The sequence below is a fragment of the Mycolicibacterium sp. SMGY-1XX genome (assembly GCF_059132455.1).
On the sequence record NZ_CP101139.1, the window covers coordinates 5,048,444 to 5,064,017 of the forward strand.

The 15,574-nt window shown below is 67.7% G+C and carries 13 protein-coding genes; 2 read left to right on the forward strand and 11 right to left on the reverse strand.

Going from position 1 to position 15,574, the window contains the following annotated elements; genetic code table 11:
• Positions 1-3: 3 nt before the first annotated feature.
• A complete protein-coding gene (locus NL241_RS24210; RefSeq protein WP_487686915.1) occupies positions 4-837 on the forward strand; it encodes an NAD-dependent protein deacetylase in 834 nt (277 codons plus the stop codon).
• A 28-nt stretch (positions 838-865) separates the two neighbouring features.
• Here NL241_RS24210 and NL241_RS24215 read toward each other — a convergent pair whose 3' ends face one another.
• Positions 866-2,143 carry a cytochrome P450 gene (locus tag NL241_RS24215; RefSeq protein WP_494395270.1) on the reverse strand — a complete coding sequence of 426 codons (1,278 nt, stop codon included), beginning with the start codon at positions 2,141-2,143 and terminating at the stop codon, positions 866-868.
• Positions 2,144-2,209: 66 nt separating this feature from the next.
• On the opposite strand from NL241_RS24215, the gene NL241_RS24220 reads away from it, so the two are divergent.
• Positions 2,210-2,839, forward strand: a complete 630-nt coding sequence (locus NL241_RS24220; RefSeq protein ID WP_494395271.1) for a TetR/AcrR family transcriptional regulator — start codon at positions 2,210-2,212, stop codon at positions 2,837-2,839.
• Between the two features lie 84 nt (positions 2,840-2,923).
• Here the strand turns inward: NL241_RS24220 and proB are convergent, their stop codons facing one another.
• The 10 genes from proB to NL241_RS24270 form a co-directional block, all read right to left on the reverse strand.
• Complete coding sequence (proB, locus tag NL241_RS24225) at positions 2,924-4,024, reverse strand: glutamate 5-kinase (protein ID WP_487686909.1); 1,101 nt, start codon at positions 4,022-4,024, stop codon at positions 2,924-2,926.
• Positions 4,021-5,472, reverse strand: coding sequence for a GTPase ObgE (gene obgE / locus NL241_RS24230; RefSeq protein WP_487686907.1), 1,452 nt, complete (start codon positions 5,470-5,472; stop codon positions 4,021-4,023). Before obgE ends, proB begins: the two co-directional genes overlap by 4 nt.
• A gap of 98 nt (positions 5,473-5,570) precedes the next feature.
• Positions 5,571-5,828, reverse strand: a complete 258-nt coding sequence (gene rpmA / locus NL241_RS24235) for a 50S ribosomal protein L27 (protein WP_487686905.1) — start codon at positions 5,826-5,828, stop codon at positions 5,571-5,573.
• 14 nt (positions 5,829-5,842) lie between these two features.
• Positions 5,843-6,154: a 50S ribosomal protein L21 gene (gene rplU / locus NL241_RS24240; protein WP_487686902.1), complete on the reverse strand. Its 312-nt coding sequence runs from the start codon at positions 6,152-6,154 to the stop codon at positions 5,843-5,845.
• A 185-nt stretch (positions 6,155-6,339) separates the two neighbouring features.
• Positions 6,340-9,474 (reverse strand): ribonuclease E, encoded by a 3,135-nt coding sequence (gene rne / locus NL241_RS24245; RefSeq protein WP_494398379.1) that lies wholly within the window; start codon positions 9,472-9,474, stop codon positions 6,340-6,342.
• 339 nt (positions 9,475-9,813) lie between these two features.
• Complete coding sequence (gene ndk / locus NL241_RS24250; protein WP_487686899.1) at positions 9,814-10,224, reverse strand: nucleoside-diphosphate kinase; 411 nt, start codon at positions 10,222-10,224, stop codon at positions 9,814-9,816.
• A gap of 58 nt (positions 10,225-10,282) precedes the next feature.
• Entirely contained in the window at positions 10,283-10,621 is a 339-nt protein-coding gene (locus NL241_RS24255) for a DUF4233 domain-containing protein (RefSeq protein WP_487688074.1), read from the reverse strand.
• Positions 10,622-10,674: 53 nt separating this feature from the next.
• Positions 10,675-12,090 (reverse strand): bifunctional tetrahydrofolate synthase/dihydrofolate synthase, encoded by a 1,416-nt coding sequence (gene folC / locus NL241_RS24260; RefSeq protein ID WP_494398380.1) that lies wholly within the window; start codon positions 12,088-12,090, stop codon positions 10,675-10,677.
• A 68-nt stretch (positions 12,091-12,158) separates the two neighbouring features.
• Positions 12,159-14,810: a valine--tRNA ligase gene (locus NL241_RS24265; RefSeq protein WP_487686896.1), complete on the reverse strand. Its 2,652-nt coding sequence runs from the start codon at positions 14,808-14,810 to the stop codon at positions 12,159-12,161.
• A gap of 112 nt (positions 14,811-14,922) precedes the next feature.
• On the reverse strand, positions 14,923-15,513 hold the full coding sequence (locus tag NL241_RS24270; protein WP_494395272.1) for a DUF937 domain-containing protein: 591 nt from the start codon (positions 15,511-15,513) through the stop codon (positions 14,923-14,925).
• Positions 15,514-15,574 lie beyond the last annotated feature (61 nt).

The window sequence follows — 15,574 nt, forward strand, 5'->3', positions numbered from 1 at the left end:
GGAGTGGAAGCACCTGAGCTCGTCGCCCTGCTGACCCGCCGGCGGGTGGCCGTGCTCACCGGCGCCGGTATGTCCACCGATTCGGGCATCCCGGACTACCGCGGGCCGGACTCCCCGCCGAGCAATCCGATGACCATCCGCCAGTTCACCTCCGATCCGGCGTTTCGGCAACGGTATTGGGCCCGCAATCACGTGGGCTGGCGCCACATGGACGACACCATGCCCAATGCGGGTCACCGGGCGCTGGCCGCACTGGAACGCGCCGGGGTGGTCACCGGCCTGATCACCCAGAACGTCGACCTGCTGCACACCAAGGCCGGCAGCCGCACTGTGGTGAATCTGCACGGCACCTACGCCCAGGTGGTGTGCCTGGCCTGCGGCTACACCATGACGCGCGCCGAGCTGGCCGATGAGCTGGAAGCACTCAACCCCGGATTCGTCGAGCGTGCGGAGCGGCTCGGTGGCATCGCGGTGGCCCCGGACGCCGACGCGACGGTGACCGACACCGACGAATTCCGGTACCTGGACTGTCCGCGGTGTTCGGGGATGCTCAAACCCGACATCGTCTACTTCGGCGAGAGTGTGCCCAAGGACCGTGTGGCGCAGGCGTATTCGTTGGTCGACGACGCCGACGTGCTACTGGTCGCGGGGTCGTCGCTGACCGTCTTTTCCGGGTACCGATTCGTCCGGCACGCCGCTGCTCACGGCATGCCGGTGGCCGTCATCAATCGCGGGCCCACCCGCGGCGACGACCTGGCCGACGTCAAGGTCGACAACGGCTGCTCGGAGATGTTGGTGCTGCTGCTCGACGAGCTGTCCCCGGCCGTCTCCGTGTGATTTGGGCGCGCGCGTAACCGCTGAGCGGTTACGCGCGCGCCCAAATCGCCGGCATCGTGCGGATGGCGTGGACGAAGTTGCCGGGCACAAATGCGGGTTCACCGGCGGTGATGGTGGGCAGCGTGCCCAGCAGTTCGGTGAACAAGGCCCGCAGCTGCGCCCGGGCGACGTGTGCGCCGAGGCAGAAGTGCCTGCCGCCTCCGCCGAAACCCAGATGCGGGTTCGGGTGGCGGCCGAGCTGCAGCCGGCCCGGATCGTCGAACACCTCGGTGTCCCAGTTTCCCGACGGATAGAACATCACCACCTTCTCCCCCGCCCGCACCGTCTGACCGCCGAGCTCGAAATCCGTTGCAGCCGTGCGGCGGAACGTCATAACCGGGCTGGCCCAGCGGATGAACTCCTCGACGGCACCGCCGATGCGGGCGTCGAGATCCTCCAACAGCCAGGCCCGCTGATCCTCGAAGTCAGTGAGTGCTTTGAGCGCGTGGCTGGTGGTCTGGCGGGTGGTGTCGTTGCCGGCAACGGCCAGTAGCACGAAGAACGCCGACACCTCGGCATCGGTGAGGGAATCGCCGTCCACCTCGGCGTGCACCAGGCTGCTGATCAGGTCATCGCCGGGGTCGGCGCGCCGCTGCGCCGCCAGTTCTCCGGCCACCTGATGCAGGTACATCTGGTTCTCCAGCAGTACCTCCAGCGGGTTGCGGCCGGCCAGGTACACCGGGTCGGCCCACGACACCAGTGCGTCGGCGGCCCGGGCGACGCGCTGACGTTCGGATTCGGGGATGCCCACCATGTCGGACAGGGTGCGTATCGGCAGTTCTTTGGCGCAGTGTTCTACGAAGTCGACACCGCTTCCGGCACTGGCGAGTTCGCCGACGATCGCCGCCGCGTTGGCCTTGATCGAGTCCTCGATGCGGCGCACCTGCCGCGGTGTGAACGCCGCGTGCACCACCTTGCGGATCATGGTGTGGCGCGGTGCATCCATCGCCAGAAAGGACTGCGACGCCTCCAGCAGTTCTTCCGGGATGTTCTCGAACAGCACGCCTTTGCCGGACAGGAACACCTCACTGTTGCGGCTGACGGCCACGATGTCGGCATGCCTGGTCACCGCCCAGTAGCCGCGGTCGGACGGGTCGTGCATGAGCGCGTCCTGCACCGGCGGATGCCAGCTCACGGGCCGCTGCGCCCGCAGCTCGGCGAAGGAGAGCTCCCGGTCGGCGGCGGTGGTGGACCAGAACGTACGGGAAGACAGATCGATCGGGTCGTAGGAGCGAACCGACTCGGGTGTGATCGAGGGCACAGTCATGCCGTGACGATAGGTCTAGACAGTGTGCCTAGTCAATACGTGCGCGGCTTGGGTACGCTTCCGGGCATGCCGTCGGTGACCCGTAAGCCGCAGGCCAAGCGGCAGGAGCGGCGCGAGCAGATCGAACGCGACCTGCTGGCGGCCACGGACCGCCTGATGAACGAAGGCGCCAGCTTCACCGAGCTCAGCGTCGACCGGCTGGCCACCGAGGCCGGCATCTCCCGGGCCAGCTTCTACATCTACTTCGAGGACAAGGGCCACCTGCTGCGCCGGCTGGCCGGCCAGGTGTTGGGCGAGCTCGCCGACAGCGCCCAACGATGGTGGAGTGTGGCCGCGCGGCGCGACCCGGCCGACGTCCGTGCCGCCATCACCGGGATCGTCGCCGGTTACCGTCGCCACCAGCCGTTGTTGGTCGCGCTCAGCGAGATGGCCGGCTACGACGCGCAGGTGTCGAATACCTATCGAGAGCTGCTCACCGCGATCGCCGGGCAGGTGACCCAGGTGATCGAGGACGGCCAAACCGCCGGGACCATCCGGCAGGACCTGCCGGCGGAGGCGACGGCGAGCTCACTGACCTGGATGGTCGAGCGCACCTGTCAGCAGAACCTGCCCGGTCGGTCCGAGGACTACGACGGCCGGCTCGTCGAGGCCATCACCCAGATCATCTGGGCCTCGCTGTATCTCACCTCGGCGTGAGCGCGCGTCTTTGTACGCAGCGGCTCGGAGTGTCGCGTACAGACACGCGCGCTCGCGCCCAGGAGCAGAGCAGAGCAGGGCAGATCAGACGGCCACTAGGTCGTCGGCGTGGACTGCGGGGCGGCGCATCTCGACGGGCAACTCCGAGGTGGAGCGACCCATCATCGTCGACAACTCCGTGGCGTCGTAGGCGACCACACCACGCGCCACCACTTCACCGCCGGGGCCTTTCAATTCCACCACGTCGCCGCCGAAGAAGCGGCCCGACAACGCGGTGATCCCGGCGGGCAGCAGGGAGCGGCGATGCTGCAGCACAGCCCGCACCGCGCCGGCATCCAGCGAGAGACTGCCCGCAGCCTCGGCGGCATAACGCACCCAGAACCGGCGCGCCGACATCCGGGTGGGCCGCGGCGCGAACACCGTCCCCACCGACGCATCCGACAGGGCCTCCGCGGCGTTGGCGGCCGCGGCCAACAACACCGGCACCCCGGCGTCGGCCGCCAGCAGAGCCGACGACAGTTTCGAGGCCATTCCCCCGGTGCCCAGATGGCTGCCGCGCCCGGCGGTCACACCGTCCAGATCATCGGGACCCGACACCTCGGGGATGAACCGCGCATCGGATTTGCGGGGGTCGGAATCGTAGAGACCGTCGATATCGGACAGCAGCACCAGCGCGTCGGCGCCCACCAGGTGCGCCACCAGGGCCGAGAGCCTGTCGTTGTCACCGAACCGGATTTCGTTGGTGGCCACGGTGTCGTTCTCGTTGACGATCGCCACGGCGTGCAGCGAGCGCAGTCGATCCAGCGTCCGCTGGGCGTTGGTGTGCTGCACCCGCATCGAGATGTCGTGCGCGGTGAGCAGGACCTGCCCGACGGTGCGGTCATAGCGGTGAAACGCCGCACTCCACGAATTGACCAGGGCCACCTGACCGACGCTGGCGGCGGCCTGCTTGGTGGCCAGATCCGTTGGCCTGCGCGGCAATCCGAGTGGTTCGATGCCGGCCGCGATGGCGCCCGAGGACACGATCACCACATCTGACCCGGCCTTCATCCGCCGCTCGATGGCGTCGACCAGGTACTGCAGCCGGCTCGCGTCGAAAACCCCGGTGGGGGTGGTCAGAGCGGTGGTGCCGATCTTGACGACGATGCTGCGTGCGGTCCGGACGGCGTCGCGGTGCACACTCACTGGTCGTCGCCGGGGTCGCTGTGTTCCCTGCGCGCCTTCCGTGCCGCCTTGCGCTCGTCGGCCCCCACGCGGTCACTGCGCTCGAGACGAATGTCGGTGCCGCGGCCGGTGGGCACCACGTCCACACCCGCCGGTGTTTGCGGTTCCCAATCGAAGGTCATGTCGCCGATGGTCACCGCGCAGCCGGCGCGAGCGCCGAGCTTGAGCAACTCGTCTTCGACACCGAGGCGCGCCAGCCGGTCGCCCAGATAGCCGACGGCTTCGTCGTTGTCGAAGTTGGTCTGCGAGATCCACCGCTCGGGACGCACACCGCGTACGACGAATCCCCCCTGGCCGTCCGGCTGCACCGAGAACGATTTCTCGTCCACCGGGATCGGCCGGATGACCGGCCGTCGAGGGGCCAGCACCGGTTGCGCAGCCCGATAGGCCGCCACCATGTCCCACAGCGCAAAGGTCAACTGGCGCAAGCCGATCCGCGCCACCGTCGACACTTCGAACACCGGCCAGCCGCGTTCGGCGATCTCGTCGCGAACGAAGTCGGCGAGCTCTTTGGCTTCTGGTACATCGATCTTGTTGAGCACCACGGCGCGGGGCCGTTCGGCGAGGTCGCCGAGGGTCGAATCACCCTGCAGCGTCGGCTGATACGCCGCAAGCTCGGCCTCGAGTGCGTCGATATCGGAGATCGGGTCGCGCCCGGGTTCCAGCGTGGCGCAGTCGACCACGTGCACCAGCACCGCGCAGCGCTCGATGTGCCGCAGGAAGTCCAGGCCGAGACCACGGCCTTCGGAGGCGCCGGGGATCAGACCGGGGACATCGGCGACGGTGAAGGTGTGCTCACCCGCGGAGACCACGCCGAGGTTCGGCGCCAGCGTGGTGAACGGGTAGTCGGCGATCTTCGGCTTGGCCGCCGAGATGGCCGACACCAGCGACGATTTACCCGCCGACGGGAAACCGACCAGCCCGACGTCGGCGACGGTCTTGAGCTCGAGCGTCAGATCACGCTCTTCGCCTTTCTCACCGAGGAGGGCGAAGCCAGGTGCCTTGCGTGCGCGAGAAGCCAAGGCCGCGTTACCGAGACCGCCGCGTCCGCCGGCGGCGGCTTCGAAGCGGGTGCCGGGGCCGACGAGATCGGCCAGCAACCGGCCTTGCTCGTCGAGGACGACCGTGCCATCGGGCACTTTGACTTCCAGGTCGTTGCCCGCGGCGCCGTCACGATTGCTGCCCGCACCCTGCTTTCCGGAGGGTGCGACAACGTGAGGATGAAAGTGGAAGTCCAGCAGTGTGTGGACCTGAGGATCGACGACCAGCACGATGCTGCCGCCGCGTCCGCCGTTGCCGCCGTCGGGTCCACCGAGAGGCTTGAACTTCTCCCGGTGCACCGAAGCGCAACCGTTACCGCCGGATCCCGCGCGGGTGTGAATGACAACGCGGTCGACGAACCGGGGCATCGGACGACCTTCCTGTGAAGTGTGAAGCTGGTGCGAGTGTTCAATCCCTACCGAGAACTCGCAGCAGCTTCACTATCGCAGGCGTGGTCCTCGGAAAATCAGGCGTCAGCCGGAACGATGTTGACGGTCTTGCGACCGCGCTTCACGCCGAACTGGACGGCGCCGGCCGCCAGCGCGAACAGCGTGTCATCGCCACCACGGCCGACGTTAGTGCCGGGATGGAAGTGGGTGCCGCGCTGACGGACGATGATTTCGCCCGCGTTGACGACCTGACCACCGAAACGCTTGACGCCAAGCCGCTGTGCGGCTGAGTCACGACCGTTGCGTGAGCTGGAAGCGCCCTTCTTGTGTGCCATGTGCTGCTCCCGTCTTACTTGATGCCGGTGACCTTGAGGACCGTCAGCTGCTGACGGTGCCCCTGCCGCTTGTGGTAGCCGGTCTTGTTCTTGAACTTATGAATGCGGATCTTGGGGCCCTTGGTGTGCTCGAGCACCTCACCGGTGACGGCGACCTTCTCCAGCGCCTTGGCGTCGGTGGTGACATTGGCTCCGTCGACGACGAGCGCCACGGGCAGCGTGACGGAACCGCCGGCCTCGATCTCCAACTTCTCGACCTTGACTATGTCACCGACGGCGACCTTGTACTGCTTGCCGCCGGTCTTGACGATTGCGTACGTCGCCATCGTGGTCCTAACTCATCGCTTACGGGCGCGCACTACCCGAAGGTGCGTGCGCAGGTCTTGGGTTCGTGAGCCGAGTCAGCTCTCGCGACTCACTCACAATCACGGACGTCAGTCTCGTGACAACTGCTCAAGGTTACGTGAGCAGCGCGTTACGGGTCAAACCGCCTGCGCCGCTCCCGCAAACCTCAGGCGGTCGGGGGCCCGGCCGGACGTGCCGCAGCGCGGCGACGACGCGGCCTGGTGGGCTCGATCACCTCGACAACGGGTTCGGGTTCGTCCTCCTCCGAGTCATCCTCGTCGGACTCGTCCTCGTCGTCGTCATCCGAGTCTTCGTCGTCATCGGAGTCTTCGTCCGAGTCGTCGTCATCCGAGTCTTCGTCGTCATCCGAGTCGTCCTCGTCCGAGTCTTCCTCGTCCGAGTCTTCGTCTTCCTCGTCGTCCTCGAGATCGATGTCCTCGTCGTCGACATCCGCCTCGTCGTCCTCGTCGAGCTCGATGTCCTCGTCGTCAGAGTCCTCGTCGTCAGAGTCCTCGTCGTCGGAGTCCTCGGAATCGGATTCGTCGAAGTCGTCGTCGAGGTCATCCTCGGACACCCGCTCCTCGGTCTGCTCCTCGCCGACCGCGTCGTGCACCTTCTCCTCGTCGAAGGTGTCCTCGCTCGACTCGGTGTCGTCGGCGTCATCGTCTTCGTGCTTGCCGTTGGCGGCAGCCATCGCCTTGAACATCGGATGATCGCCGTGAGCGTGCGCGGGAACCCGCGCCACCGGCGCCTCGACGATCGGCTCGTCCGCTTTGCCCTTCTTGCCGGAACGCTTGCTGCGCCTGTTCCCGCCACCGGCCTCGGCCTTGCGGGCGGGCGCAGGCGCTGCCGAGTCGACCGGGTCGGCGTGCAGCACGATGCCCCGGCCCCCGCAATGCGGGCAGGAGGTGGAGAACGCTTCGATCAGGCCGGTACCGAGCTTCTTCCGGGTCAATTGCACCAGACCCAGCGAGGTGACCTCGGAAACCTGGTGCCGGGTACGGTCACGGGCCAGGGCTTCGGTGAGGCGGCGCAACACCAGATCACGGTTGGACTCGAGCACCATGTCGATGAAGTCGATCACCACGATGCCGCCGATATCGCGCAACCGCAGCTGCCGCACGATCTCCTCGGCGGCCTCGAGGTTGTTCTTCGTGACGGTCTGCTCGAGGTTGCCCCCGGCGCCGGTGAACTTGCCGGTGTTGACGTCGACGACGGTCATGGCCTCGGTGCGGTCGATCACCAGGGTTCCGCCCGACGGCAGCCATACCTTGCGGTCCATCGCCTTGGTGAGCTGCTCGTCGATGCGGTGCACGGCGAAGACATCGGGGCCGCCATTGTCGGCCGCGTCGTATTTGGTCAGCTTGGCGACGAGTTCAGGGGCCACCGATTCGACGTAGTCGTTGATGGTCTTCCACGCGTTGTCACCGGAGACGATCAGCCCGGAGAAGTCCTCGTTGAACAGGTCGCGGATCACCTTGACCAGGACGTCGGGTTCCTCGTAGAGCGCCACCGCGGCACCGGCGGCCTTCTTCTTGGTCTCGGCGGCCTTGGCGTCGATCTGGTTCCAGCGTTCCTGCAGGCGGGTGACGTCGCCGCGGATGTCCTCTTCTTTGACGCCCTCGGAGGCGGTCCGGATGATGACGCCGGCGTCGGCGGGCACCACCTCGCGCAGGATCTCCTTGAGCCGCTGGCGTTCGGTGTCGGGCAGCTTGCGGCTGATCCCGGTCGACGACGCCCCGGGCACGTAGACCAGATAGCGGCCGGCCAGCGAGACCTGCGTGGTCAGCCGGGCACCTTTGTGTCCCACGGGGTCCTTGCTGACCTGGACCACCACGTAGTCACCCGGTTTGAGGGCCTGCTCGATCTTGCGTTGGGCACCGCCGAGTCCGGCGGCCTCCCAGTTGACTTCACCGGCGTACAGCACCCCGTTGCGGCCGCGGCCGATGTCGACGAACGCGGCTTCCATCGAGGGCAGCACGTTCTGCACGATGCCGAGGTAGATGTTGCCGACCAGGGAGGCAGATGCCGCCGAAGTGACGAAGTGCTCGACGACCACTCCGTCTTCGAGAACCGCGATCTGGGTGTAGCGGGCTCCGGCGTGCGGCGGTTCGACACGCACTTTGTCGCGAACCACCATGACGCGCTCGACGGCTTCGCGCCGCGCGAGGAACTCGGCTTCGGAAAGGATCGGGGGCCGGCGACGGCCGGCGTCACGCCCGTCGCGGCGGCGCTGCCGTTTGGCCTCGAGCCGGGTGGACCCGCTGATGCCCTGGATCTCGTTGGACTTGTCAGCCTTCTCGGCCTTGCTGCGCGGGGCGCGCTCGTGGACGACGGTGTTCGGGGGGTCATCGGGTGAGACGGGCTCGCCGTCGTCGCCGGTGCCCGACTTGCGCCTGCGCCGCCTGCGCCGCCGGCGGCTGGACGCCTCGCCGGCGCCGCCTTCGTCGTCGTCGCCTTCGTCCTCGGAGGACTCGTCCTCGTCGGAGGGCTCGGCCTTGTCTTTGTCGGTCTTGTCGTCGGTGACGGTGTCGTCGGGGCCGTCGTCCTCGCCGTCGGCGCCGGATTCGCCGCCCCGGCCGCGGCCACGGCCGCGCCGTCCTCGCCGGCGCCGGCGGTTGGCCGGTTTCTCGGCCTGCTCGTCGTCGGTGTCGTCGCCGTCGTCACTGTCCTCGACGTCGTCGATGTCGTCGGAAGTGTCGCGCTCCTCGCGCCGGCCGGCGGGGCGTTCCTGCACCGGCTGGGGGGCGACGAACAGAGGCAGATAGTCCGCCACCGGGGTGTCATCGCTGGGCTCCGGCGCCGGGGGCGGCAACTCGATGAGCAGTCGCGACTCGGGTTCTCCGTCAGGTGCGGCTGCGGGATCGATGCCGGGGTCGTCGGCTTCGGCCACGTGGACCTCGGCCTCTGCGACCTGGACCTCGACCACCGGGACGTCAGCGGGCTCTTCGGCGACCGGCGCCTCTTCGGGTTCGGCGGCCACCGGCTCAGCTGTCTCGGGTTCGGCGACCACCGGTGCCGGCGGCGCGGCAACCGGCTCTGGCGCGGGTGCGCTCTCTGCAGCCGCCGCAGCCAGCACATCGCGCACCTTCACCGCGTCGGTGCGGTCGACGCTCGAGTGCGCGCTGCGGGAGCGCCCGTCGAGGTCGGCCAGCGCCTCCAGAACGCGCCTGCTGGTGGTGCCGAGAACTCGGGCCAGCGAGTGGACTCTCAGGCGTTCGGGGAGATCCGGCGGTGCCGCCGGCGTGCTGTTCCCGCCGTCGCTGTTGGCAGCGGTGCTGCTGTCAGTGTGGTCTTGGATTTTGGCATCGTCGTCCACGTACTCTCCTTCAAGCCCCCGGGCGCGTCGATGCGACGCGGCCGCGCGAGGACTTCGGCTATGGGCTCGGCTGGCTTCACCGAACTTGTTGTGGTCTCGCCCCGGGCGGCTCGTTGTGTACAAGCTCAGCGAACCCACCCGGTGCCTGGGTTGAATGATGGCTGGGACGGTCGGCGCCGCATCGCGGATAGCGGTGGTCGCGCACGTCTAAGTCTTCATCCGGGTGATTGCCGCCGGTCTGACGACGCACACCCGCACCCAGTATCCCATACCCGAGTAGTGGATCCGACCAGACTGGGGTCGGTCGGCCTTCGACCCGGGTCAGTTCGAGGGGAACCAGAGCGCGATCTCGCGCTCCGCGGACTCCGGGGAATCCGACCCGTGCACCAGGTTGAACTGGGTTTCCAGACCCAGGTCACCGCGGATGGTGCCCGGGGTGGCCTTCTCCACCGGATCGGTGCCACCGGCCAGCTGACGGAACGCAGCAATGGCCCGCGGGCCTTCGAGAACCGCGGCGACCACAGGTCCGGAGGTGATGAATTCCAGCAGCGAGCCGAAGAACGGCTTGTCTTCGTGCTCGGCGTAGTGAGCGCGGGCCAGCTCGTCGCTGACGTTCTTCAACTCCAACGCTGCGATCGACAGGCCCTTCCGCTCGATCCGGCTGATGATCTCTCCGATCAGTTGCCGCTCGACGCCATCGGGCTTGATCAGGGCCAAAGTCCGCTCAGTCACGGCGCACAGCGTACCGAACGGAAGCCAAATCACAGTATCGCCTGGTCAGAGGCCAGTTTCAGTCCGATGTGCGCTGCTGGCCGGGTAGCAGTCCGCGGCGCTGACGGCGCAGCACCTCGGCCCGCAGATAGACGATCAGGCCCCACACGATCGCGAAGACCAGGCCGACGAATCCCACGCCGGGATAGACCACCCAACCGGCGATCAGCAGCAGTTGCACACCCGTGTTCACCCAGATGGCCCAGGGCCTGCCCTGCATACCCGACAACAGCACCAGGAACAGCGCGAAGCCCACCAGATAGGTCATCGAGAACGCGTTGAGTCCACCGCCCACAGCGCTCACCACCGGCAAAGCCAACAGCACCACGATGGCTTCCAGGATCAGCGTGCCCGCCATCACGCCGCGGAAGCTCTTCCAGGGATCCGGCGGCGTCGGCTGGGGTTTGTCGGTCACTGCGGGTCCTTACCGAACAGCGTGCGCGCCGCGCCCGCGGTGACCACCGAGCCGGTGATGACGATTCCATTACCGGACACCCCGCCCTCCTCGCCGGCTTCCTCGACCAGGGCGGTGGCCGTCTCCACGGCATCGACGAGCGTGGCCGCGGTGATCACCCGGTCGGCACCGAAACGTTCCTCGGCCAGCAGGGCCAACGCGTCGATCTCCAGTGCCCGCGAAGACCCGTTGTGGGTGACCACCAGCTGATCGAACACCGGCTCGAGCGCTTCCAGGATCCCGGGCACGTCCTTGTCGGCCATCACCGAGATGACACCGACAAGGAAGCGGAAGTCGAACTCCTCGGCCAGGGTGCGGGCCAGCGCCGCCGCGCCGGCCGGGTTGTGCGCGGCGTCGATGAACACGGTCGGCGCATTGCGCAACCGCTCGAGCCGGCCCGGGCTCGAGACGGCCGCAAAACCGGCTCGCACCGCGTCGATGTCGAGCTGGCGCGATGCCCCCGCACCGAAGAACGCCTCGACCGCGGCCAGTGCGACGACGGCGTTGTGGGCCTGGTGTTCACCGTGAAGCGGCAGGAACACCTCGGGGTAGACACCGCCGAGACCCTGCAGTTCCAGCAGTTGTCCCCCGATGGCCACCTGACGGGACAGCAGCGCGAACTCCGAACCCTCGCGCGCCACCGCAGCATCGGCTTGAACTGCTTGCGCCAGAATCACCTCCATGGCTTCGGGTACCTGCTGGGCGACGATGGCCACCATGCTCGGGTCCACGCCCTCGGGCAGTACCTCGTCGGCCTCGACCTTGCGGATGATGCCGGCCTTCTCCCCCGCGATGGTGGCGATGTCGTTGCCGAGATAGTCCATGTGGTCCATCCCGATGGGGGTGATCACCGCGACGGGTGCATCGACGATGTTGGTGGCGTCCCACCGGCCGCCGAGCCCGACCTCGATGATCGCCACGTCCACCGGCGCGTCGGCGAACGCCGCGAACGCCATGGCGGTGACGACCTCGAACTTGCTCATCGACGGCCCACCCGCCGCATGCGACTGCTGGTCGACGAGTTCGACGAAAGGCTCGATCTCCCGGTAGGTCTCGACATACTTGGCCGGGCTGATCGGCTTGCCGTCGAGGGAGATCCGTTCGACGGCCGACTGCAGGTGCGGGCTGGTGGTGCGGCCGGTGCGTTGATGCAGGGCGGTGATGAGCGCGTCGATCATCCGCGCCACCGACGTCTTGCCGTTGGTGCCGGCGATGTGGATGCTCGGGTAGTTCCGCTGCGGCGAGCCGAGCAGTTCCATCAGCGCCGCGATGCGCGCCGTGCTGGGCTCGATCTTGGTCTCCGGCCACCGCTGGTCGAGCAGATGCTCGACCTGCAGCAGCGCGGCCACCTCATCGGGGCTCGGCTCGATGATGGCCTCCGGGGTGATGGCGTCCACATCATCCGGGAAACCAGGGTCCTCAGTGGGAAAGTCGTTCTCGCTCATACCAATCCGGCCAGGCGTGCGGTGATCCGGTCCACCTCTTCGCCCGCGAGTTGCTGCCGGTCCCGGATCTTGGCGACGACGGCTTCGGGCGCTTTGGCCAGGAACGCCTCGTTGCCCAGTTTTGCGGTGGTGCCCGCCAGTTCCTTCTGCGCGGCGGCCAGATCCTTCTCCAGACGCCGGCGCTCGGCCGCGACGTCCACGGTGCCGGACGTGTCGAGCTCGACCTGGACGGTGCCCCCGGCGAGGCGAACCTCGATCGAGGCCGACGGGGTGAAGCCCTCGGCCGGCTCGGTCAGCCAGGCCAGCGACGTGGTGGCACCGATGTGCTCACCGAGGCCGGCCCCGTCGATTCCGGACAGCCGCGCGGGCACCCGCTGCCGGTCCGCCAGACCCTGGTCGCTGCGGAACCGGCGCACCTCGGTGACCAGTTTCTGCAGGTCGGCAACCCTCCCGGCGGCAGCCTGATCCAGCACCACGCCCGACGGCTGCGGCCACTCGGCGATCACCAGCGACTCACCTCCGGTGAGCGCCTTCCACAGCGTCTCGGTGACGAACGGCATCACCGGGTGCAGCAACTTGAGCAGGGTGTCGAGCACCGCGGCCAGCACGGCCGTCGTGTGGGAAAGTCCCTGCCCCAGTTGCACTTTGGCCAGCTCGACATACCAGTCACAGAATTCGTCCCAGGCGAAGTGGTACAGCGCTTCACACGCCCGGCTGAACTCGTAGCTCTCGAAGGCCGAATCCGCTTCGGCACGAACCTCTTCGAGGCGTCCCAGGATCCACTTGTCGGCGTCGGTGAGTGCCGAGGCGTCCGGCAGGGGTGCCGGTTCGGCACCGTTCATCAAGGCGAAGCGGGTCGCGTTGAACACCTTGGTGGCGAAGTTGCGCGACGCGCGCGCGTGGTCCTCACCGATGGACAGGTCGCCACCGGGGCTGGCGCCGCGGGCCAGCGTGAAGCGCAGCGCGTCCGCGCCGAACATCTGCACCCAGTCCAGCGGGTCGATGCCGTTGCCCTTGGACTTGCTCATCTTGCGGCCGAACTCGTCGCGGATCAGGCCGTGCAAGAAGACATTCTCGAACGGCACCGAGTTCGCGGGGATGGCCTCATCGCCGGCGACGAACGTGCCGAACATCATCATGCGCGCCACCCAGAAGAACAGGATGTCGTAGCCGGTGACCAAAACCGAGGTGGGGTAGAACTTCTCGAGCTCCGGGGTGCGGTCCGGCCAGCCCATGGTGGAGAACGGCCACAACGCCGAGGAGAACCAGGTGTCCAGCACGTCGGGGTCCTGCTCCCAGCCCTCGGGCGGGGTCTCGTCGGGACCGAGGCACACCTTCTGGCCGTCGGGTCCGTGCCAGATCGGGATGCGGTGCCCCCACCACAGCTGCCGCGAGATGCACCAGTCGTGCATGTTGTCCACCCAGGCGAACCATCGCGGTTCCAAGCTGGCCGGGTGAATCACGGTGTCGCCGTTGCGGACCGCATCACCGGAGGCTTTGGCCAGCGACTCGACCTTGACCCACCACTGCAGGCTCAGCCGCGGTTCGATGGGCTCGCCGCTGCGCTCGGAATGCCCGACGCTGTGTTGGTAGGGGCGCTTCTCGGCGACGATGCGACCCTGCTCGGCCAGCGCCTCGCGCACGGCCACCCGCGCTTCGAAGCGGTCCATTCCGTCGAACTGCGTGCCGGTGTCGGCGATGCGGCCGGTCTTGTCCATCATCGTCGGCATCGGCAGGCTGTGGCGCATACCGATCTCGAAGTCGTTCGGATCGTGGGCAGGAGTGACTTTGACTGCGCCGGTACCGAATTCGGGGTCCACATGCGCGTCGGCGACAATCAGGATCTGCCGGTCCAGGAACGGGTGCGGCAGGGTCTGGCCCACCAGCGCGCGGTAGCGGTCGTCGTCGGGGTGCACCGCTACCGCGGTGTCACCGAGCATGGTCTCCATCCGGGTGGTGGCCACCACGATGTGCGGTTCGTCGTCGTTCATGGAGCCGTAGCGGAACGACACCAGTTCACCGTCGACGTCTTCGTATTTGACCTCGAGATCGCTGATGGCGGTCTGCAGCACCGGCGACCAGTTCACCAGCCGCTCGGCCTGGTAGATCAGGCCGGCGTCGTAGAGCCGTTTGAAGATGGTGCGCACGGCGCGGGACAGGCCCTCGTCCATGGTGAACCGGTCGCGGCTCCAGTCCACCCCGTCGCCGAGGCTGCGCATCTGGCCGCCGATGGTGCCGCCGGAGTCGTGCTTCCAGTCCCACACCTTGTCGATGAACAGTTCGCGACCGAAGTCCTCTTTGGTCTTGCCGTCGACGGCGAGCTGCTTTTCCACCACGCTCTGGGTGGCGATACCCGCGTGGTCCATGCCGGGCAGCCACAGCACCTCATAGCCCTGCATCCGGCGACGGCGGGTCAGCGCGTCCATGATGGTGTGGTCCAGGGCATGGCCCATGTGCAGGCTGCCGGTGACGTTGGGCGGTGGCAGCACGATGGAGTAGGGCGGCTTGTCGCTGGACGGGTCGGCGGTGAAGTAACCGGCCTTGACCCAGCCCTCGTACAACTCGCTTTCCACCGCTGAGGGATCCCAGGACTTGGGTAGGTCTTGGGCCCGGGAGGCAGCGGCATCGGCATGGGAGCTGGCAGTCACCGGTCAATTCTAGGGAGCCGGGCATGCCTGCAGCGCCGCGGGTGCAGAGCGTGGTGCGTCGGGCCGGACAACGGGCGGACCCCCCGCTCACAGTGGCCGGTCCTGTCTCTATCTACCTCTTCCCACCCAGGAGCCCGCCCAGAAGATCGCCGAGTCCGCCGCCGCCCTTGCCGCCGCCGAGCACCTCGCCGAGAATCCCGCCCAGCGGGTTGTCGGCCTGACCACCGGGAGCACGACCGCCGCCCAGGACGCTGCCCAGGATGTCGCCGATGCCACCGGAGGAACCGCCGCCGGAGAATTGTTTGCCGATATAGGCCAGCACGATGGGCGCCAGGATGGGCAGCAGTCTCTGGATCAGATCGCTGCTGCCCGCCCCGGCGGGCGCCAACGCAGAGGCCAGCTGCCCGCTGACGTTCGAGCTGTTGTTGCCGCCGAAGATCTTCGCGACGATCTTGTCGCCGTCGGCCTGGTCGACGTCGTCGACACGCACGCCGCCGTCGAGCAGCCCTGCCGCGGCGTGCTGTTGCGCCGCGGACTGGATCTGGCTGGCGGTGGCGTCGTCGTTGGCGTTGTGTTGCAGACTGCCCACGAGCGTCGGAACCAGCGCTCTGACCGCCGTGGTGACCTCCCCCTGGTCGGCGCCGAGCCTGTCGGCGATCTCGGCGACGGGGATCTGGTTGTAGAGATCATCGAGTCCGGCCATGACGTTCCGCCTTCTGCGCTGGGGGGTGGGCCACTGGTGCGGACGTTAGTCGGCGCGCGCG